The organism is Nocardioides sp. Z35_8 (assembly GCF_059621125.1).
Map to the genome: position 1 here is coordinate 1687163 of NZ_JCAQIE010000001.1, position 13533 is coordinate 1700695.

The window sequence follows — 13533 nt, forward strand, 5'->3', positions numbered from 1 at the left end:
TGGGGGCGTGAACGACGTCGTACGCCCTGCCCGCCCGCACCGCAAGCTCACCGAGGACGGGCGCCGGATGCGCGAGGTGCTCACCTACTCGCGCCGCGGCAGCCGCTTCACCCCGCGCCAGGCCGAGTCCTGGGCGGCCCACCACGCCGACTGGGTGATCCCGGAGGACGCGATCGACCGCCCCGGCTTCTCGCTCACCGAGTGGTTCGGTCGCGACGCCCCGTTGATCGTCGAGATCGGCTCGGGCATCGGTGAGGCCACCTCGGTGCTCGCCGCCGCGCGCCCCGAGCACAACGTCCTCGCGCTGGAGGTGTGGCTGCCCGGCATCGCCGACTCGCTCTGGCGGGTCGCCGAGGCGGGCGCCGACAACGTGCGCTTCTGCGCCGTCGACGCCGTCTGGTCGCTGGAGAACCTGCTCGGCCCGGGCAGCGTGGAGGAGCTGTGGACCTTCTTCCCCGACCCCTGGCGCAAGACCAAGCACCGCAAGCGGCGCCTGGTCAATCCCGCCAACGCCGCGCTCGCCTCGTCCCGGCTCGTGCCCGGCGGCGCCTGGCGGCTGGCCACCGACTGGGCGGACTACGCCGTGCAGATGCGCGAGGTGCTCGACGCGGAGCCGACCCTCGAGGGCGGGCCCGTCGAGCGCTGGGCCGAGCGCCCGGTCACCAGGTTCGAGCGCAAGGGCCGCGACGTCGGACGTGACATCGTCGACCTCTGCTACCGGAGGTCCGTGCGGGACTGATCGAGCACGAGGCCGGCCTCCCGGAGCAGGTGCTCGAGCCGCAGTCGCTCGGCGTCGCGCTCGGTGCCCTCGGGCAGCTCGCTCATCAGGTCGGGCACCTCGAGGGTCCGCGCCGCCTGGGCGAGCAGGTCGTCGTAGGCCGCCAGGATGCCGCGCCGTCGCGCCATCGGGGTGCCCGGGGCCGGGGCCAGCGCCACGCGGCGCACCCGCCGCACGTCGGCGGCCAGCTCCTCGATCGCCGGCGCGGACGCGACGGACGGCGACGACGGGGGAGGGGGCGGGGCGAGGCGCCGCCGCAGCCGCCGCACGGCCCGGTCGAGCTCGGCGGGACACACGGCGGCGCCCATGACGCCGGCCAGCGCCACCGTGCAGAGGACGAACACGACCATGGCGGTCATGTCTCGACGGTAGGTCGGGCCCGGGGGAGGGGCAAGAGTCGCTGCGGACCGCGATCCCGCGTAGACTGGACACTGCTTCCGGCACCGCTCGCGCGGCGTCGGGGAGCCCCCGGAGCCGGACCTCGTCGGACCCGTCGCCTGCGATTTGGCGTGGGTGTGCGGAGTCTGTCAAGATGTTCCGGTTGCTCCGGCGGGTCGCCGGGGTGCGGCACCACTTGACTTCTGAATCGCGTCTCCTTGATCGAGCCAGTCGTCTGCGTGCGCCGCACCAGGTCACATGGTGATCGGAGACCCGACCAGATCCGACAACCGTCGGGTGCCACCCAGAGCAGCACCGATCCCCAGGGGTCGTGTCACGAAGCCCGATGTTTTCAGTCGGGGGTGCGACACGCCCGACCGCGGGGGTCGGAGGGTGGAGGAGAGACAGGCGGCACTCGCCCATCAGGGGCGAGGGACCGAAACCAGACCAGGCGTACGAGATCGAAGAGGACAGGGACCTATGGCGGGACAGAAGATCCGCATCAGGCTCAAGGCCTATGACCACGAGGTGATCGACACCTCGGCGCGGAAGATCGTGGACACCGTCACCCGTACGGGTGCGAAGGTCGCCGGCCCTGTGCCGCTGCCGACCGAGAAGAACGTGTACTGCGTCATCCGTTCGCCCCACAAGTACAAGGACTCCCGCGAGCACTTCGAGATGCGCACCCACAAGCGCCTGATCGACATCATCGACCCGACGCCGAAGACCGTCGACTCGCTGATGCGTCTCGACCTGCCTGCCGGTGTCGACATCGAGATCAAGCTCTGAGGCGCGACATGGCTAAGACTTTCGAACGCAACGTCAAGGGACTGCTGGGCACCAAGCTCGGCATGACCCAGCTCTGGGACGAGAACAACCGCGTCGTCCCCGTGACCGTCATCGCCGCGAGCACCAACGTGGTGACCCAGGTCCGCCAGCCCGAGGTGGACGGCTACAACGCCATCCAGGTCGGCTTCGGCGAGATCGAGGCCCGCAAGGTGAACTCGCCCGAGACGGGCCACTTCACCAAGGCCGGCGTCACCCCCCGCCGCCACGTCGCGGAGATCCGCACCGCCGACGCCGCCTCCTACACCGTGGGTCAGGAGCTCGGGGTCGACACCTTCGCCGCGGGCGACGAGATCGACGTCACCGGCACCAGCAAGGGCAAGGGCTTCGCCGGCACGATGAAGCGTCACGGCTTCTCCGGCGTCTCGGCCTCCCACGGTGCCCACCGCAACCACCGCAAGCCCGGCTCCATCGGCGCCTGCGCCACCCCGGGTCGCGTGTTCAAGGGCACCCGCATGTCGGGCCGCATGGGCAACGACACGGTCACCACCCAGAACCTGACGGTGCACGCCGTCGACGCCGACAAGGGCCTGATCCTGCTCAAGGGCGCCGTTCCCGGCCCCCGCGGCGGACTCGTGGTCCTGCGCTCGGCGGCCAAGAAGACGCAGGAGGCCTGAGCATGGCTGTCAAGACCGTCAAGGTCGACCTCCCCGCCGAGATCTTCGACGTCGAGGTCAACATCCCCCTGATCCACCAGGTCGTCGTGGCCCAGCAGGCCGCTGCGCGCCAGGGCTCGCACTCCACCAAGACCCGCGGCGAGGTCCGCGGCGGTGGCCGCAAGCCCTACAAGCAGAAGGGCACCGGCCGCGCCCGCCAGGGCTCGACCCGCGCCCCGCAGTTCGCCGGCGGTGGCACGGTCCACGGCCCGCAGCCGCGCAGCTACGACCAGCGCACCCCCAAGAAGATGAAGGCCGCCGCCCTGCGCGGTGCCCTCTCCGACCGGGCCCGCAACGACCGCGTCCACGTGGTCGACGGCCTGGTGTCGGGCGACAAGCCCTCCACCAAGGACGCGCTGGCCGCGCTGACCTCGCTGACCGACCGCGTGGGCTACCTCGTGGTGCTCGAGCGTTCCGACGCGATCACCTGGCTCTCGCTGCGCAACGCGCCCGAGGTCCACATCGTCGCCGTCGACCAGCTCAACACCTACGACGTGCTGGCCGCTGACGACGTGGTCTTCACCAAGGGTGCCTACGACGTCTTCGTGGGTGGCGCCTCCGCTGCTCCGGCCACGAAGTCCGAGAAGACCGAGCAGGCCGCGCCCGCCGCGACCGAGCAGGCCGCCGACGAGCCGGCCCTGCCGGCCGGCGCGAAGGCTCCGCTCAAGAGCGGCAAGAACCCCAAGGGCTACGAGGTCCAGGGCCTGCGGTCCGGCAGCTACCTCGTCGAGGGCGACGCCGGCTACGACGTCTCGGGCGGCGACTTCTGGTTCAAGTCCGTCGAGGACGCCGAGGCCGCTGGTCTGACCCGCGCCGAGGAGAAGGAGAGCGACAAGTGAGCACCCTGCACAAGGACCACCGCGACGTCCTGATCGCCCCGGTCGTGTCGGAGAAGAGCTACGGCCTGCTCGACGCCAACAAGTACACCTTCATCGTCCACCCGGACGCCAACAAGACCGAGATCAAGATCGCGGTCGAGAAGGTCTTCGACGTCAAGGTCACCTCGGTCAACACGATCAACCGCCAGGGCAAGACCCGTCGCACCCGCTACGGCCTGGGCAAGCGGCCCAACACCAAGCGTGCGATCGTCAGCCTCGCCGAGGGTCACCGCATCGACATCTTCGGAGGTCCGGTCTCCTGACCGGGCTCCTGACTAGGAACTGATATGGCTATCCGCAAGTACAAGCCGACCACCCCGGGCCGTCGTGGCTCGTCGGTGGCCGACTTCGTCGAGATCACCCGGTCCACGCCCGAGAAGTCGCTGACGCGCCCGCTGCCCAAGAACGGTGGTCGCAACAACCAGGGTCGCATCACCACCCGGCACAAGGGTGGCGGCCACAAGCGCGCCTACCGCATCATCGACTTCCGTCGCTACGACAAGGACGGCGTCCCGGCCAAGGTCGCTCACATCGAGTACGACCCCAACCGCACCGCGCGCATCGCGCTGCTGCACTACGCCGACGGCGAGAAGCGCTACATCGTCGCGCCGCGCGGCCTGACGCAGGGCACGCCCGTGGAGTCCGGCCCCAACGCCGACATCAAGCCCGGCAACAACCTGCCGCTGCGCAACATCCCGGTCGGCACGACCATCCACTGCGTGGAGCTGCGTCCGGGCGGCGGCGCGAAGATCGCCCGCTCGGCCGGCAACTCCGCCCAGCTGGTCGCCCGTGAGGGCAGCCGCGCCACGCTGCGCATGCCCTCGGGAGAGATGCGCTTCGTCGACGTGCGCTGCCGCGCCACGATCGGCGAGGTCGGCAACGCCGAGCAGTCCAACATCAACTGGGGCAAGGCCGGCCGCATGCGGTGGAAGGGCGTTCGCCCGACCGTCCGCGGTGTCGTCATGAACCCGGTGGACCACCCGCACGGTGGTGGTGAGGGCAAGACGTCCGGTGGACGCCACCCCGTCTCCCCCTGGGGCAAGCCCGAGGGCCGCACGCGCAAGCGCAAGGCCAGCGACTCCCAGATCATCCGTCGTCGCAAGTCCGGCAAGGGTAGGAAGTAACCGACATGCCTCGCAGCCTCAAGAAGGGCCCCTTCGTCGACGACCACCTTCAGAAGAAGGTGGACGCCGAGAACGAGAAGGGCAGCCACAACGTCATCAAGACCTGGTCGCGCCGGTCGATGATCGTGCCCGACATGATCGGTCACACCATCGCTGTGCACGACGGTCGCAAGCACGTCCCCGTCTTCGTGACCGACTCCATGGTCGGCCACAAGCTCGGGGAGTTCGCCCCCACCCGCACCTACCGCGGGCACGTCAAGGAAGACCGGAAGGGACGCCGTCGATGAGCACCACCGAGCGCAGCCGCACCAGCGCGCGCCGCGAGTCGCTGCTCGGCGACCAGCCGGGCGCGTACGCCAGCGCCCGCTACGTGCGGATCACCCCGATGAAGGCCCGCCGTGTCGTCGACATGGTCCGCGGCCTTCCGGTCGACGAGGCACTGACCCTGCTGCAGTTCGCGCCGCAGGCCGCCTCCGAGACCGTCTACAAGGTGCTCGAGAGCGCCGTCGCCAACGCGGAGACCACCGAGGGCCTCAACCGGGCCGACCTCGTGCTCTCCGTCGCCATGGTCGACGAGGGCCCGACGATGAAGCGTTGGCGTCCCCGTGCCCAGGGCCGGGCCACGCGCATCAACAAGCGCACCAGCCACATCACCCTCGCGGTGCAGCCGGCCGACGTGCTGGCCACGAAGAACGGCCGCGCCAACAAGAACGGAAGGGGTGCCTGATGGGTCAGAAGATCAACCCCAACGGCTTCCGCCTGGGCATCTCCACCGACCACAAGAGCCGTTGGTACGCCGACAAGCTCTACAAGTCCTACGTCGGTGAGGACGTCGCCATCCGCAAGCTGCTCTCCAAGGGCATGGAGCGGGCCGGCATCTCCAAGGTCGAGATCGAGCGCACCCGTGACCGCGTGCGCGTCGACATCCACACCGCCCGCCCGGGCATCGTCATCGGTCGCCGCGGCGCCGAGGCCGACCGCATCCGCGGCGAGCTCGAGAAGCTCACCGGCAAGCAGGTGCAGCTCAACATCCTCGAGGTCAAGAACCCCGAGGTCGACGCGCAGCTGGTCGCCCAGGGCGTCGCGGAGCAGCTCTCGGGCCGGGTGCAGTTCCGTCGTGCCATGCGCAAGGCGATGCAGACCTCGATGCGCTCGGGTGCCAAGGGCATCCGGATCCAGTGCTCGGGTCGCCTCAACGGCGCCGAGATGTCCCGCACGGAGTTCTACCGCGAGGGCCGCGTGCCCCTGCACACGCTCCGCGCCGACATCGACTACGGCTTCTACGAGGCCCGCACCACCTTCGGCCGCATCGGCGTGAAGGTGTGGATCTACAAGGGCGAGGTCGCCGGCACCCGTGCCGAGCGCCAGGCCCAGCAGGCCGCCCGCGCCGGTGCCCCCGGCCGCGGTGGCCGTCCCAACACCCGTGGCGGCGACCGTCCGAGCCGTGGCTCGCGCGGCGACCGCGCCCCTCGTGCCGAGGCCCCCGCCGAGACGTCTGCGGCCCCGGCCGCCGAGGCGGCACCGAGCACCGGACAGGAGGCCTGACCTCATGCTGATGCCCCGTCGCGTCAAGCACCGCAAGCAGCACCACCCCAAGCGTCGTGGCGCCGCGAAGGGCGGCACCACGCTGGCCTTCGGTGACTTCGGCATCCAGGCGATCGAGGGTCACTACGTGACCAACCGGCAGATCGAGTCGGCCCGTATCGCCATGACCCGCCACATCAAGCGAGGCGGAAAGGTCTGGATCAACATCTACCCGGACCGTCCGCTGACCAAGAAGCCGGCCGAGACCCGCATGGGCTCCGGCAAGGGCTCCCCCGAGTGGTGGGTGGCCAACGTCAAGCCCGGCCGCGTCATGTTCGAACTCTCCGGCGTCGACGAGACCGTTGCCCGCGAGGCCATGCGCCGCGCGATGCACAAGCTCCCGATGAAGTGCCGGTTCATCTCCCGTGAGGCCGGTGAATTCTGATGGCTACCAAGCTGAACGCCCACGAGCTCGACGAGCTCGACGCAACCGCCCTCGAGGCCAAGCTGCGCGAGGCCAAGGAGGAGCTGTTCAACCTGCGGTTCCAGGCCGCGACCGGCCAGCTGGAGAGCAACGGCCGGCTGCGCGTGGTCAAGAAGGACATCGCCCGCATCTACACCGTGGTGCGCGAGCGCGAGCTCGGCATCCGCACCACCCCGGGCACCAACGAAGAGGCGAAGGCATGAGCGAGAACACTGCCACCCAGTCCGCTGAGCGCAAGCAGCGCAAGGTCCGCGAGGGCCTCGTCGTGAGCGACAAGATGGACAAGACCATCGTCGTCGCCGTCGAGGACCGCGTGAAGCACGCCCTCTACGGCAAGGTGCTGCGCAAGACCTCGCGTCTCAAGGCGCACGACGAGACCAACCAGTGCGGCATCGGCGACCGGGTCCTGATCATGGAGACCCGCCCGCTGTCGGCCACCAAGCGCTGGCGCCTCGTCGAGGTCCTCGAGAAGGCCAAGTGACCTGAGGCCCCGGCCTCGAGCTCCACATCTTCCACACATCAGTTCGGCCAGGCTCGCTCCCCGCTGAGGGGGCGAGAACCAGCTCGACAACCAGGAGAAATCAATGATCCAGCAGGAGTCGCGACTCAAGGTCGCCGACAACACCGGTGCGAAGGAGATCCTCTGCATCCGTGTTCTCGGTGGCTCTGGGCGTCGCTACGCCGGCATCGGTGACGTCATCGTCGCCACCGTCAAGGACGCGATCCCCGGTGGCAACGTCAAGAAGGGCGACGTCGTCAAGGCCGTGGTCGTGCGCACCGTCAAGGAGCGTCGCCGCGCCGACGGTTCCTACATCCGTTTCGACGAGAACGCCGCCGTCATCCTCAAGAACGACGGTGAGCCGCGCGGCACGCGCATCTTCGGTCCCGTCGGCCGCGAGCTGCGCGAGAAGCGCTTCATGAAGATCATCTCGCTCGCCCCGGAGGTGTTGTGAGAGATGGGTAAGCACATGAACATCAAGAAGGGCGACACCGTCAAGGTGATCGCCGGCAAGGACAAGGGTGCCCAGGGCAAGGTCATCTCGGTGCTCCGCGAGGAGGACCGCGTGATCGTCGAGGGTGTCAACCTCGTCAAGCGCCACACCAAGTCCGTCCAGCAGACCAACACCACCGGCGGCATCATCACGCGCGAGGCGCCCATCCACGTCTCCAACGTGATGCTCGTCGAGGGCGACGGCGTCACCCGGGTCGGCTTCCGCCGCGACGAGGTCACCAAGCGTCGTCCGGACGGCTCGACCTACGCCGCGTCGCGCTCGGTCCGCGTGTCCCGCAAGAGCGGCAAGGAGATCTGAGATGGCCGAGACCCAGACCACTGAGATTCCCCGTCTCAAGGCGCGCTACCGCGAGGAGATCGTCCCCGCGCTGCGCTCGGAGTTCGAGATCGCCAACATCATGCAGGTGCCCGGCCTGACCAAGATCGTGGTCAACATGGGCGTCGGCGAGGCGGCTCGCGACTCCAAGCTGATCGAGGGCGCGATCCGCGACCTCACCGCGATCACCGGCCAGAAGCCGGCCGTGACCAAGGCCCGCAAGTCGATCGCCCAGTTCAAGCTGCGCGAGGGCATGCCGATCGGCGCCCACGTGACGCTGCGCGGCGACCGCATGTGGGAGTTCCTCGACCGCCTGCTGTCCCTGGCGCTGCCCCGCATCCGCGACTTCCGCGGCCTCTCGCCCAAGCAGTTCGACGGGCGCGGCAACTACACCTTCGGTCTCACCGAGCAGGTCATGTTCCACGAGATCAACCAGGACAGGATCGACCGGTCCCGCGGCATGGACATCACCGTCGTGACCACCGCCACCAACGACGACGAGGGCCGCGCGCTGCTCAAGCAGCTCGGCTTCCCGTTCAAGGAGAACTGACATGGCGAAGACTGCGCTCAAGGTCAAGGCCGCCCGCAAGCCGAAGTTCGCTGTCCGCGGCTACACCCGCTGCCAGCGCTGCGGCCGCCCGAAGGCCGTCTACCGCAAGTTCGGCCTGTGCCGGATCTGCCTGCGGGAGATGGCCCACCGCGGCGAGCTCCCCGGCGTCACCAAGTCCTCCTGGTAATTCACTCACACACGTTGAAGGTCCCGAGGCCGCGAGCCGCGGGAAACCACGACGAGAAAGAACCCCATCATGACGATGACTGACCCGATCGCAGACATGCTCACGCGTCTGCGCAACGCCAACCAGGCGTACCACGACGTGGTGTCGATGCCCTACAGCAAGATGAAGGCCGGCCTCGCCGAGATCCTCAAGCAGGAGGGCTACATCACCTCCTACGACGTCGCGGACAACGTGAGCGCCGAGGGCGAGCCCGCCGTGGGCAAGACGCTGACCGTGACCCTCAAGTACGGCCGCAACCGGGAGCGCTCCATCGCGGGCGTGCGCCGCATCAGCAAGCCCGGCCTGCGCGTCTACGCCAAGAGCACCAACCTGCCCAAGGTCCTCGGGGGCCTCGGTGTCGCGATCATCTCGACGTCGCAGGGACTGCTGACCGACCGCCAGGCGAACCAGAAGGGCGTGGGCGGCGAAGTCCTCGCCTACGTCTGGTGACCCGGACCATCTGAGACCAGGAAGAGAGAGAAGCATGTCGCGCATTGGCAAGCTCCCCATCGCGGTCCCGTCCGGTGTCGACGTCGCGATCGACGACTCGCTGGTGACCGTCAAGGGCCCCAAGGGCACCCTGTCGCACACCATCGCGTCGCCGATCACGGTCGCCAAGGGCGAGGACGGCATCCTTGAGGTGCAGCGTCCCGACGACGAGCGCAACAGCCGCTCGCTCCACGGCCTCACCCGCACGCTGATCCACAACATGGTCGTGGGCGTGACCGACGGCTACGAGAAGAAGCTCGAGATCGTGGGCGTGGGCTACCGCGTCCTGCCCAAGGGGCCGACGCAGCTCGAGTTCCAGCTCGGCTACTCGCACCCGATCATCTTCGACGCCCCTGAGGGCATCACCTTCACCGTCGAGGGCCCGACCAAGCTCGGTGTCGTCGGCATCGACAAGCAGCTCGTCGGAGAGGTTGCGGCCAAGATCCGCAAGCTCCGCAAGCCCGAGCCCTACAAGGGCAAGGGCGTGCGCTACGCCGGCGAGCACATCCGCCGCAAGGTCGGAAAGGCCGGTAAGTGACATGGCGATCTCGCTGTCCAACAACAAGCACACCGCTCCGCGCGTTCGTGCCCGTCTGCGCCGCCAGGCGCGCGGCCGCAAGCGGATCCACGGCACGACCGAGCGTCCGCGCCTGGTCGTGACCCGCTCGGCGCGTCACATCACCGTGCAGGTCGTCGACGACCTCGCCGGTGCGACGCTGGCCTACGCCTCGTCGATGGAGGCCGACGTCCGCAACGCGGGCGGCGACAAGACCGACCAGGCCAAGAAGGTCGGCGCGCTGGTGGCCGACCGGGCGAAGGCGGCAGGCATCGACGACGTGGTCTTCGACCGCGCCGGCAACAAGTACCACGGCCGCATCGCGGCCCTGGCCGACGCCGCCCGTGAGGGCGGCCTCCAGTTCTGATCGCCCGACACCCAAGAATGACGATTAAGGAGCAAGTCTCATGAGCGGAGCCCAGCGCGGACAGCGCGGTGGCGAGCGCCAGTCTGGTGACCGTCGCGGACGCGACAACGGTCGCAACCAGGCTGACAAGACCGCCTACATCGAGCGCGTCGTGGCGATCAACCGAGTCGCCAAGGTCGTGAAGGGTGGTCGTCGCTTCAGCTTCACCGCCCTCGTGATCGTCGGCGACGGTGAAGGTCTGGTCGGCGTCGGCTACGGCAAGGCGAAGGAAGTCCCCGCGGCGATCGCCAAGGGTGTCGAGGAGGCCAAGAAGCACTTCTTCAAGGTCCCCCGCATCCAGGGCACGATCCCGCACCCGGTGCAGGGCGAGAAGGCTGCGGGCGTCGTCCTGCTGCGTCCCGCCGCCCCCGGTACCGGCGTCATCGCCGGTGGCCCGGTGCGTGCGGTCCTCGAGTGCGCCGGCATCCACGACGTGCTGAGCAAGTCGCTCGGCTCGTCCAACCAGATCAACATCGTCCACGCGACCGTCGAGGCGCTGCGGATGCTCGAGGAGCCCGAGGCCGTGGCTGCTCGCCGCGGCATGCGGGTCGAGGACGTCACCCCGGCCGCGCTGCTCAAGGCGCGCGCCGAGGGCGCTGCGGAGGTGTCGGCCTGATGGCACAGCTCAAGGTCCAGCAGAAGCGCGGGCTGGTCGGCCTCAAGGCCAACCAGCGCGAGACGCTGCGCTCGCTCGGTCTCAAGCGGATCGGCGACGTCGTCGTGAAGGAAGACCGCCCGGAGATCCGGGGCATGATCAACACTGTCCGTCACCTGGTGACGTTCGAGGAGGTGGAGTGACATGACGCTCAAGCTGCACCACTTGCGTCCCGCTCCGGGCGCCAAGACCGCCAAGACCCGTGTGGGTCGCGGTGAGGGCTCCAAGGGAAAGACCGCGGGCCGCGGCACCAAGGGCACCAAGGCGCGCTACCAGGTGCCGTCCGCCTTCGAGGGTGGCCAGATGCCGATCCACATGCGCCTGCCCAAGCTGAAGGGCTTCAAGAACCCCTTCCGCGTGGAGTTCCAGGTCGTCAACCTCGACCGCCTCGGCGAGCTGTTCCCCGACGGCGGCACCGTGACCGTCGAGGACCTGGTCGCCAAGGGCGCCGTTCGCAAGAACCAGCCCGTCAAGGTCCTGGGCCAGGGCGACATCTCCGTCGCCGTCCAGGTCAGCGCCGACGCGTTCTCGAGCTCCGCCAAGGAGAAGATCGAGGCCGCCGGCGGCTCCGTGACCGTGGCCTGAGGTCACGATCTCGCTCATCCGGTGAAGGCCTGGCCGCACAGTGGGAACTGTCGGCCGGGCCTTCGTCGTTGAGCGGGGAAGCGGGTCGCACCCCGGCTGTTAGGCTTCCCCGGGCCCTCCGCCGTACGACGGCGAGGGTGTCTCGTCCGCCCGCCGACCCCGGCCGGGCACCCATACGAAAGAGGAACCAGTGCTAGGCGCGTTCGCCAACGCTTTCCGGACTCCGGACCTGCGGCGCAAGCTGCTCTTCGTCCTGCTGGTCATCACGATCTTCCGGCTCGGCTCCCAGGTGCCCACCCCCGGTGTGCACGTCGCCAACGTCCAGGCGTGCATCAGCCAGCTGGAGGAGGGCGGCCTCTACAGCCTGATCAACCTCTTCTCGGGCGGTGCGCTGCTCCAGCTCACCATCTTCGCGCTGGGGATCATGCCGTACATCACGGCCTCCATCATCCTGCAGCTGCTCGTCGTGGTGATCCCACGGCTCGAGGCGCTGAAGAAGGAGGGGCAGGCCGGGCAGACGAAGATCACCCAGTACACGCGCTACCTCACCCTGGGCCTCGCCGTCCTCCAGGCGACCGGCATCGTCGCCCTCGCGCGCAACGGCGCCCTGCTGCAGGGCTGCACGCGCGACCTGCTCCACGACGACGGCACCGCCACGTTCCTCGTCATGGTCATCACCATGACCGCCGGCACCGCCGTGATCATGTGGCTCGGCGAGCTCATCACCGACCGCGGCATCGGCAACGGCATGTCGATCCTCATCTTCACCCAGGTCGTCGCGACCTTCCCGGCCGCGCTGTGGGGCGTGCAGACCTCGCAGGGCTGGGTCACGTTCGCCATCGTCATGGTCATCGGCCTCGTGCTGGTCGCGGGCGTCATCTTCATCGAGCAGGCCCAGCGCCGCATCCCGGTGCAGTACGCCCGCCGGATGGTCGGGCGCAAGATGTTCGGCGGCAACTCGACCTACATCCCGCTCAAGGTCAACCAGGCCGGCATCATCCCGGTCATCTTCGCCTCCTCGCTGCTCTACCTGCCGGCGATGGCGGTGCAGTTCAACCCCGAGAGCCAGAACCCCGTGCTCGACTTCATCGGGACCTACTTCGTCAACGGCGACCACCCGCTCTACATGGCGACCTACTTCCTGCTGATCATCTTCTTCACGTACTTCTACGTCTCGATCACCTTCAACCCTGTCGAGGTGGCGGACAACATGAAGAAGTACGGCGGCTTCATCCCCGGGATCCGGGCGGGCAAGCCGACCGAGGACTACCTGTCCTACGTCCTGTCCCGCATCACGTTCCCCGGAGCGCTCTACCTCGGCCTGATCTCGTTGGTCCCGCTCGTCGCGTTCGCGATGATCCAGGCCAACCAGAACTTCCCGTTCGGCGGCACGTCGATCCTGATCATGGTCGGTGTCGCGCTCGACACCGTGAAGCAGATCGAGAGCCAGCTCCAGCAGCGCAACTACGAAGGATTCCTGAAGTAGATGAGACTCATCCTGATGGGCCCCCCGGGAGCCGGAAAAGGCACCCAGGCCCGCTTCGTGGCCGACCACTTCGGCATCCCGGCGATCTCGACCGGCGACATCTTCCGCGCCAACGTCACGCAGGGCACGCCCCTCGGCGTCGAGGCCAAGCGCTACATGGACGCCGGCGAGTACGTCCCCGACGAGGTCACCAACCTGATGGTGCGCAACCGCATCGGCGAGGACGACGCCGCGCCGGGCTTCCTGCTCGACGGCTACCCCCGCACCCTGGCCCAGGTGGGCGAGCTCGACGAGATGATCGCCTTCACCGGTCACCGGCTCGACGCGGTCGTGGTGCTGACGGTCGACGCGGAGGAGCTCGTCCAGCGGCTCCTCAACCGCGCGGTGACCGACGGTCGCACCGACGACACCGAGGACGTCATCCGGCGCCGCCAGGAGCTCTATGCCGAGCAGACCGAGCCGCTGATCGAGGTCTACCGCGAGCGCGGCCTCCTGGTCGAGGTCGACGGGATGGGCGAGGTCGACGAGGTCACCGAGCGCATCTTCGGTGCCCTCGACGTCGTCCCGCAGAGCTGACGGTCGGG

25 protein-coding genes are annotated in these 13533 nt (G+C 68.7%); 24 read left to right on the top strand and 1 reads right to left on the bottom strand.

Annotated elements, in window-relative coordinates; all coding sequences use genetic code 11:
* Positions 1 to 7 precede the first annotated feature (7 nt).
* Positions 8 to 739 (top strand): tRNA (guanine(46)-N(7))-methyltransferase TrmB, encoded by a 732-nt coding sequence (trmB, locus tag AC54T2_RS08105; RefSeq protein ID WP_489975809.1) that lies wholly within the window; start codon positions 8 to 10, stop codon positions 737 to 739.
* Here trmB and AC54T2_RS08110 read toward each other — a convergent pair.
* On the bottom strand, positions 715 to 1137 hold the full coding sequence (locus AC54T2_RS08110) for a hypothetical protein (protein WP_186342468.1): 423 nt from the start codon (positions 1135 to 1137) through the stop codon (positions 715 to 717). The genes trmB and AC54T2_RS08110 overlap by 25 nt on opposite strands.
* A gap of 499 nt (positions 1138 to 1636) precedes the next feature.
* Between AC54T2_RS08110 and rpsJ the strand changes: the two genes are divergently transcribed.
* From rpsJ to AC54T2_RS08225, 23 genes are all read left to right on the top strand, one after another.
* Positions 1637 to 1945, top strand: a complete 309-nt coding sequence (gene rpsJ, locus AC54T2_RS08115; RefSeq protein ID WP_008360994.1) for a 30S ribosomal protein S10 — start codon at positions 1637 to 1639, stop codon at positions 1943 to 1945.
* Positions 1946 to 1953: 8 nt separating this feature from the next.
* Positions 1954 to 2619 carry a 50S ribosomal protein L3 gene (gene rplC, locus AC54T2_RS08120; RefSeq protein ID WP_186342467.1) on the top strand — a complete coding sequence of 222 codons (666 nt, stop codon included), beginning with the start codon at positions 1954 to 1956 and terminating at the stop codon, positions 2617 to 2619.
* A gap of 2 nt (positions 2620 to 2621) precedes the next feature.
* Positions 2622 to 3497 (top strand): 50S ribosomal protein L4, sunset domain variant, encoded by an 876-nt coding sequence (gene rplD, locus AC54T2_RS08125; RefSeq protein ID WP_496665928.1) that lies wholly within the window; start codon positions 2622 to 2624, stop codon positions 3495 to 3497.
* Complete coding sequence (gene rplW / locus AC54T2_RS08130; protein WP_186342465.1) at positions 3494 to 3799, top strand: 50S ribosomal protein L23; 306 nt, start codon at positions 3494 to 3496, stop codon at positions 3797 to 3799. The genes rplD and rplW overlap by 4 nt, the downstream gene beginning before the upstream one ends.
* A gap of 24 nt (positions 3800 to 3823) precedes the next feature.
* On the top strand, positions 3824 to 4660 hold the full coding sequence (gene rplB, locus AC54T2_RS08135; RefSeq protein ID WP_489975810.1) for a 50S ribosomal protein L2: 837 nt from the start codon (positions 3824 to 3826) through the stop codon (positions 4658 to 4660).
* A 5-nt stretch (positions 4661 to 4665) separates the two neighbouring features.
* Entirely contained in the window at positions 4666 to 4947 is a 282-nt protein-coding gene (rpsS, locus tag AC54T2_RS08140; protein ID WP_090969263.1) for a 30S ribosomal protein S19, read from the top strand.
* Positions 4944 to 5387: a 50S ribosomal protein L22 gene (gene rplV / locus AC54T2_RS08145; RefSeq protein WP_186342463.1), complete on the top strand. Its 444-nt coding sequence runs from the start codon at positions 4944 to 4946 to the stop codon at positions 5385 to 5387. The genes rpsS and rplV overlap by 4 nt, the downstream gene beginning before the upstream one ends.
* A complete protein-coding gene (rpsC, locus tag AC54T2_RS08150) occupies positions 5387 to 6205 on the top strand; it encodes a 30S ribosomal protein S3 (RefSeq protein WP_186342462.1) in 819 nt (272 codons plus the stop codon). Before rplV ends, rpsC begins: the two co-directional genes overlap by 1 nt.
* 4 nt (positions 6206 to 6209) lie before the next feature.
* Positions 6210 to 6629, top strand: a complete 420-nt coding sequence (rplP, locus tag AC54T2_RS08155) for a 50S ribosomal protein L16 (protein ID WP_186342461.1) — start codon at positions 6210 to 6212, stop codon at positions 6627 to 6629.
* Complete coding sequence (rpmC, locus tag AC54T2_RS08160) at positions 6629 to 6871, top strand: 50S ribosomal protein L29 (protein WP_206054509.1); 243 nt, start codon at positions 6629 to 6631, stop codon at positions 6869 to 6871. The genes rplP and rpmC overlap by 1 nt, the downstream gene beginning before the upstream one ends.
* On the top strand, positions 6868 to 7149 hold the full coding sequence (rpsQ, locus tag AC54T2_RS08165) for a 30S ribosomal protein S17 (protein ID WP_186342460.1): 282 nt from the start codon (positions 6868 to 6870) through the stop codon (positions 7147 to 7149). The genes rpmC and rpsQ overlap by 4 nt, the downstream gene beginning before the upstream one ends.
* Before the next feature lie 103 nt (positions 7150 to 7252).
* Complete coding sequence (gene rplN / locus AC54T2_RS08170) at positions 7253 to 7621, top strand: 50S ribosomal protein L14 (RefSeq protein ID WP_056599693.1); 369 nt, start codon at positions 7253 to 7255, stop codon at positions 7619 to 7621.
* A 3-nt stretch (positions 7622 to 7624) separates the two neighbouring features.
* Positions 7625 to 7978 (top strand): 50S ribosomal protein L24, encoded by a 354-nt coding sequence (gene rplX, locus AC54T2_RS08175; RefSeq protein ID WP_222129775.1) that lies wholly within the window; start codon positions 7625 to 7627, stop codon positions 7976 to 7978.
* A gap of 1 nt (position 7979) precedes the next feature.
* Positions 7980 to 8546 (top strand): 50S ribosomal protein L5, encoded by a 567-nt coding sequence (rplE, locus tag AC54T2_RS08180; RefSeq protein WP_186342458.1) that lies wholly within the window; start codon positions 7980 to 7982, stop codon positions 8544 to 8546.
* A gap of 1 nt (position 8547) precedes the next feature.
* A complete protein-coding gene (locus AC54T2_RS08185; RefSeq protein ID WP_011757321.1) occupies positions 8548 to 8733 on the top strand; it encodes a type Z 30S ribosomal protein S14 in 186 nt (61 codons plus the stop codon).
* 69 nt (positions 8734 to 8802) lie between these two features.
* Positions 8803 to 9222 (top strand): 30S ribosomal protein S8, encoded by a 420-nt coding sequence (gene rpsH / locus AC54T2_RS08190; RefSeq protein ID WP_135838853.1) that lies wholly within the window; start codon positions 8803 to 8805, stop codon positions 9220 to 9222.
* Between the two features lie 34 nt (positions 9223 to 9256).
* Positions 9257 to 9799, top strand: coding sequence for a 50S ribosomal protein L6 (rplF, locus tag AC54T2_RS08195; protein WP_186342457.1), 543 nt, complete (start codon positions 9257 to 9259; stop codon positions 9797 to 9799).
* A 1-nt stretch (position 9800) separates the two neighbouring features.
* Positions 9801 to 10184: a 50S ribosomal protein L18 gene (gene rplR, locus AC54T2_RS08200; protein ID WP_186342456.1), complete on the top strand. Its 384-nt coding sequence runs from the start codon at positions 9801 to 9803 to the stop codon at positions 10182 to 10184.
* 40 nt (positions 10185 to 10224) lie between these two features.
* Positions 10225 to 10839, top strand: a complete 615-nt coding sequence (gene rpsE / locus AC54T2_RS08205; protein WP_186342455.1) for a 30S ribosomal protein S5 — start codon at positions 10225 to 10227, stop codon at positions 10837 to 10839.
* Positions 10839 to 11021 carry a 50S ribosomal protein L30 gene (gene rpmD, locus AC54T2_RS08210; protein ID WP_056599717.1) on the top strand — a complete coding sequence of 61 codons (183 nt, stop codon included), beginning with the start codon at positions 10839 to 10841 and terminating at the stop codon, positions 11019 to 11021. Before rpsE ends, rpmD begins: the two co-directional genes overlap by 1 nt.
* A gap of 1 nt (position 11022) precedes the next feature.
* Entirely contained in the window at positions 11023 to 11463 is a 441-nt protein-coding gene (gene rplO / locus AC54T2_RS08215) for a 50S ribosomal protein L15 (protein ID WP_186342454.1), read from the top strand.
* 190 nt (positions 11464 to 11653) lie between these two features.
* Positions 11654 to 12949 carry a preprotein translocase subunit SecY gene (secY, locus tag AC54T2_RS08220; RefSeq protein WP_186342453.1) on the top strand — a complete coding sequence of 432 codons (1296 nt, stop codon included), beginning with the start codon at positions 11654 to 11656 and terminating at the stop codon, positions 12947 to 12949.
* Positions 12950 to 13525 carry an adenylate kinase gene (locus AC54T2_RS08225; protein ID WP_186342452.1) on the top strand — a complete coding sequence of 192 codons (576 nt, stop codon included), beginning with the start codon at positions 12950 to 12952 and terminating at the stop codon, positions 13523 to 13525. It abuts the gene before it with no gap.
* Positions 13526 to 13533: the final 8 nt, after the last annotated feature.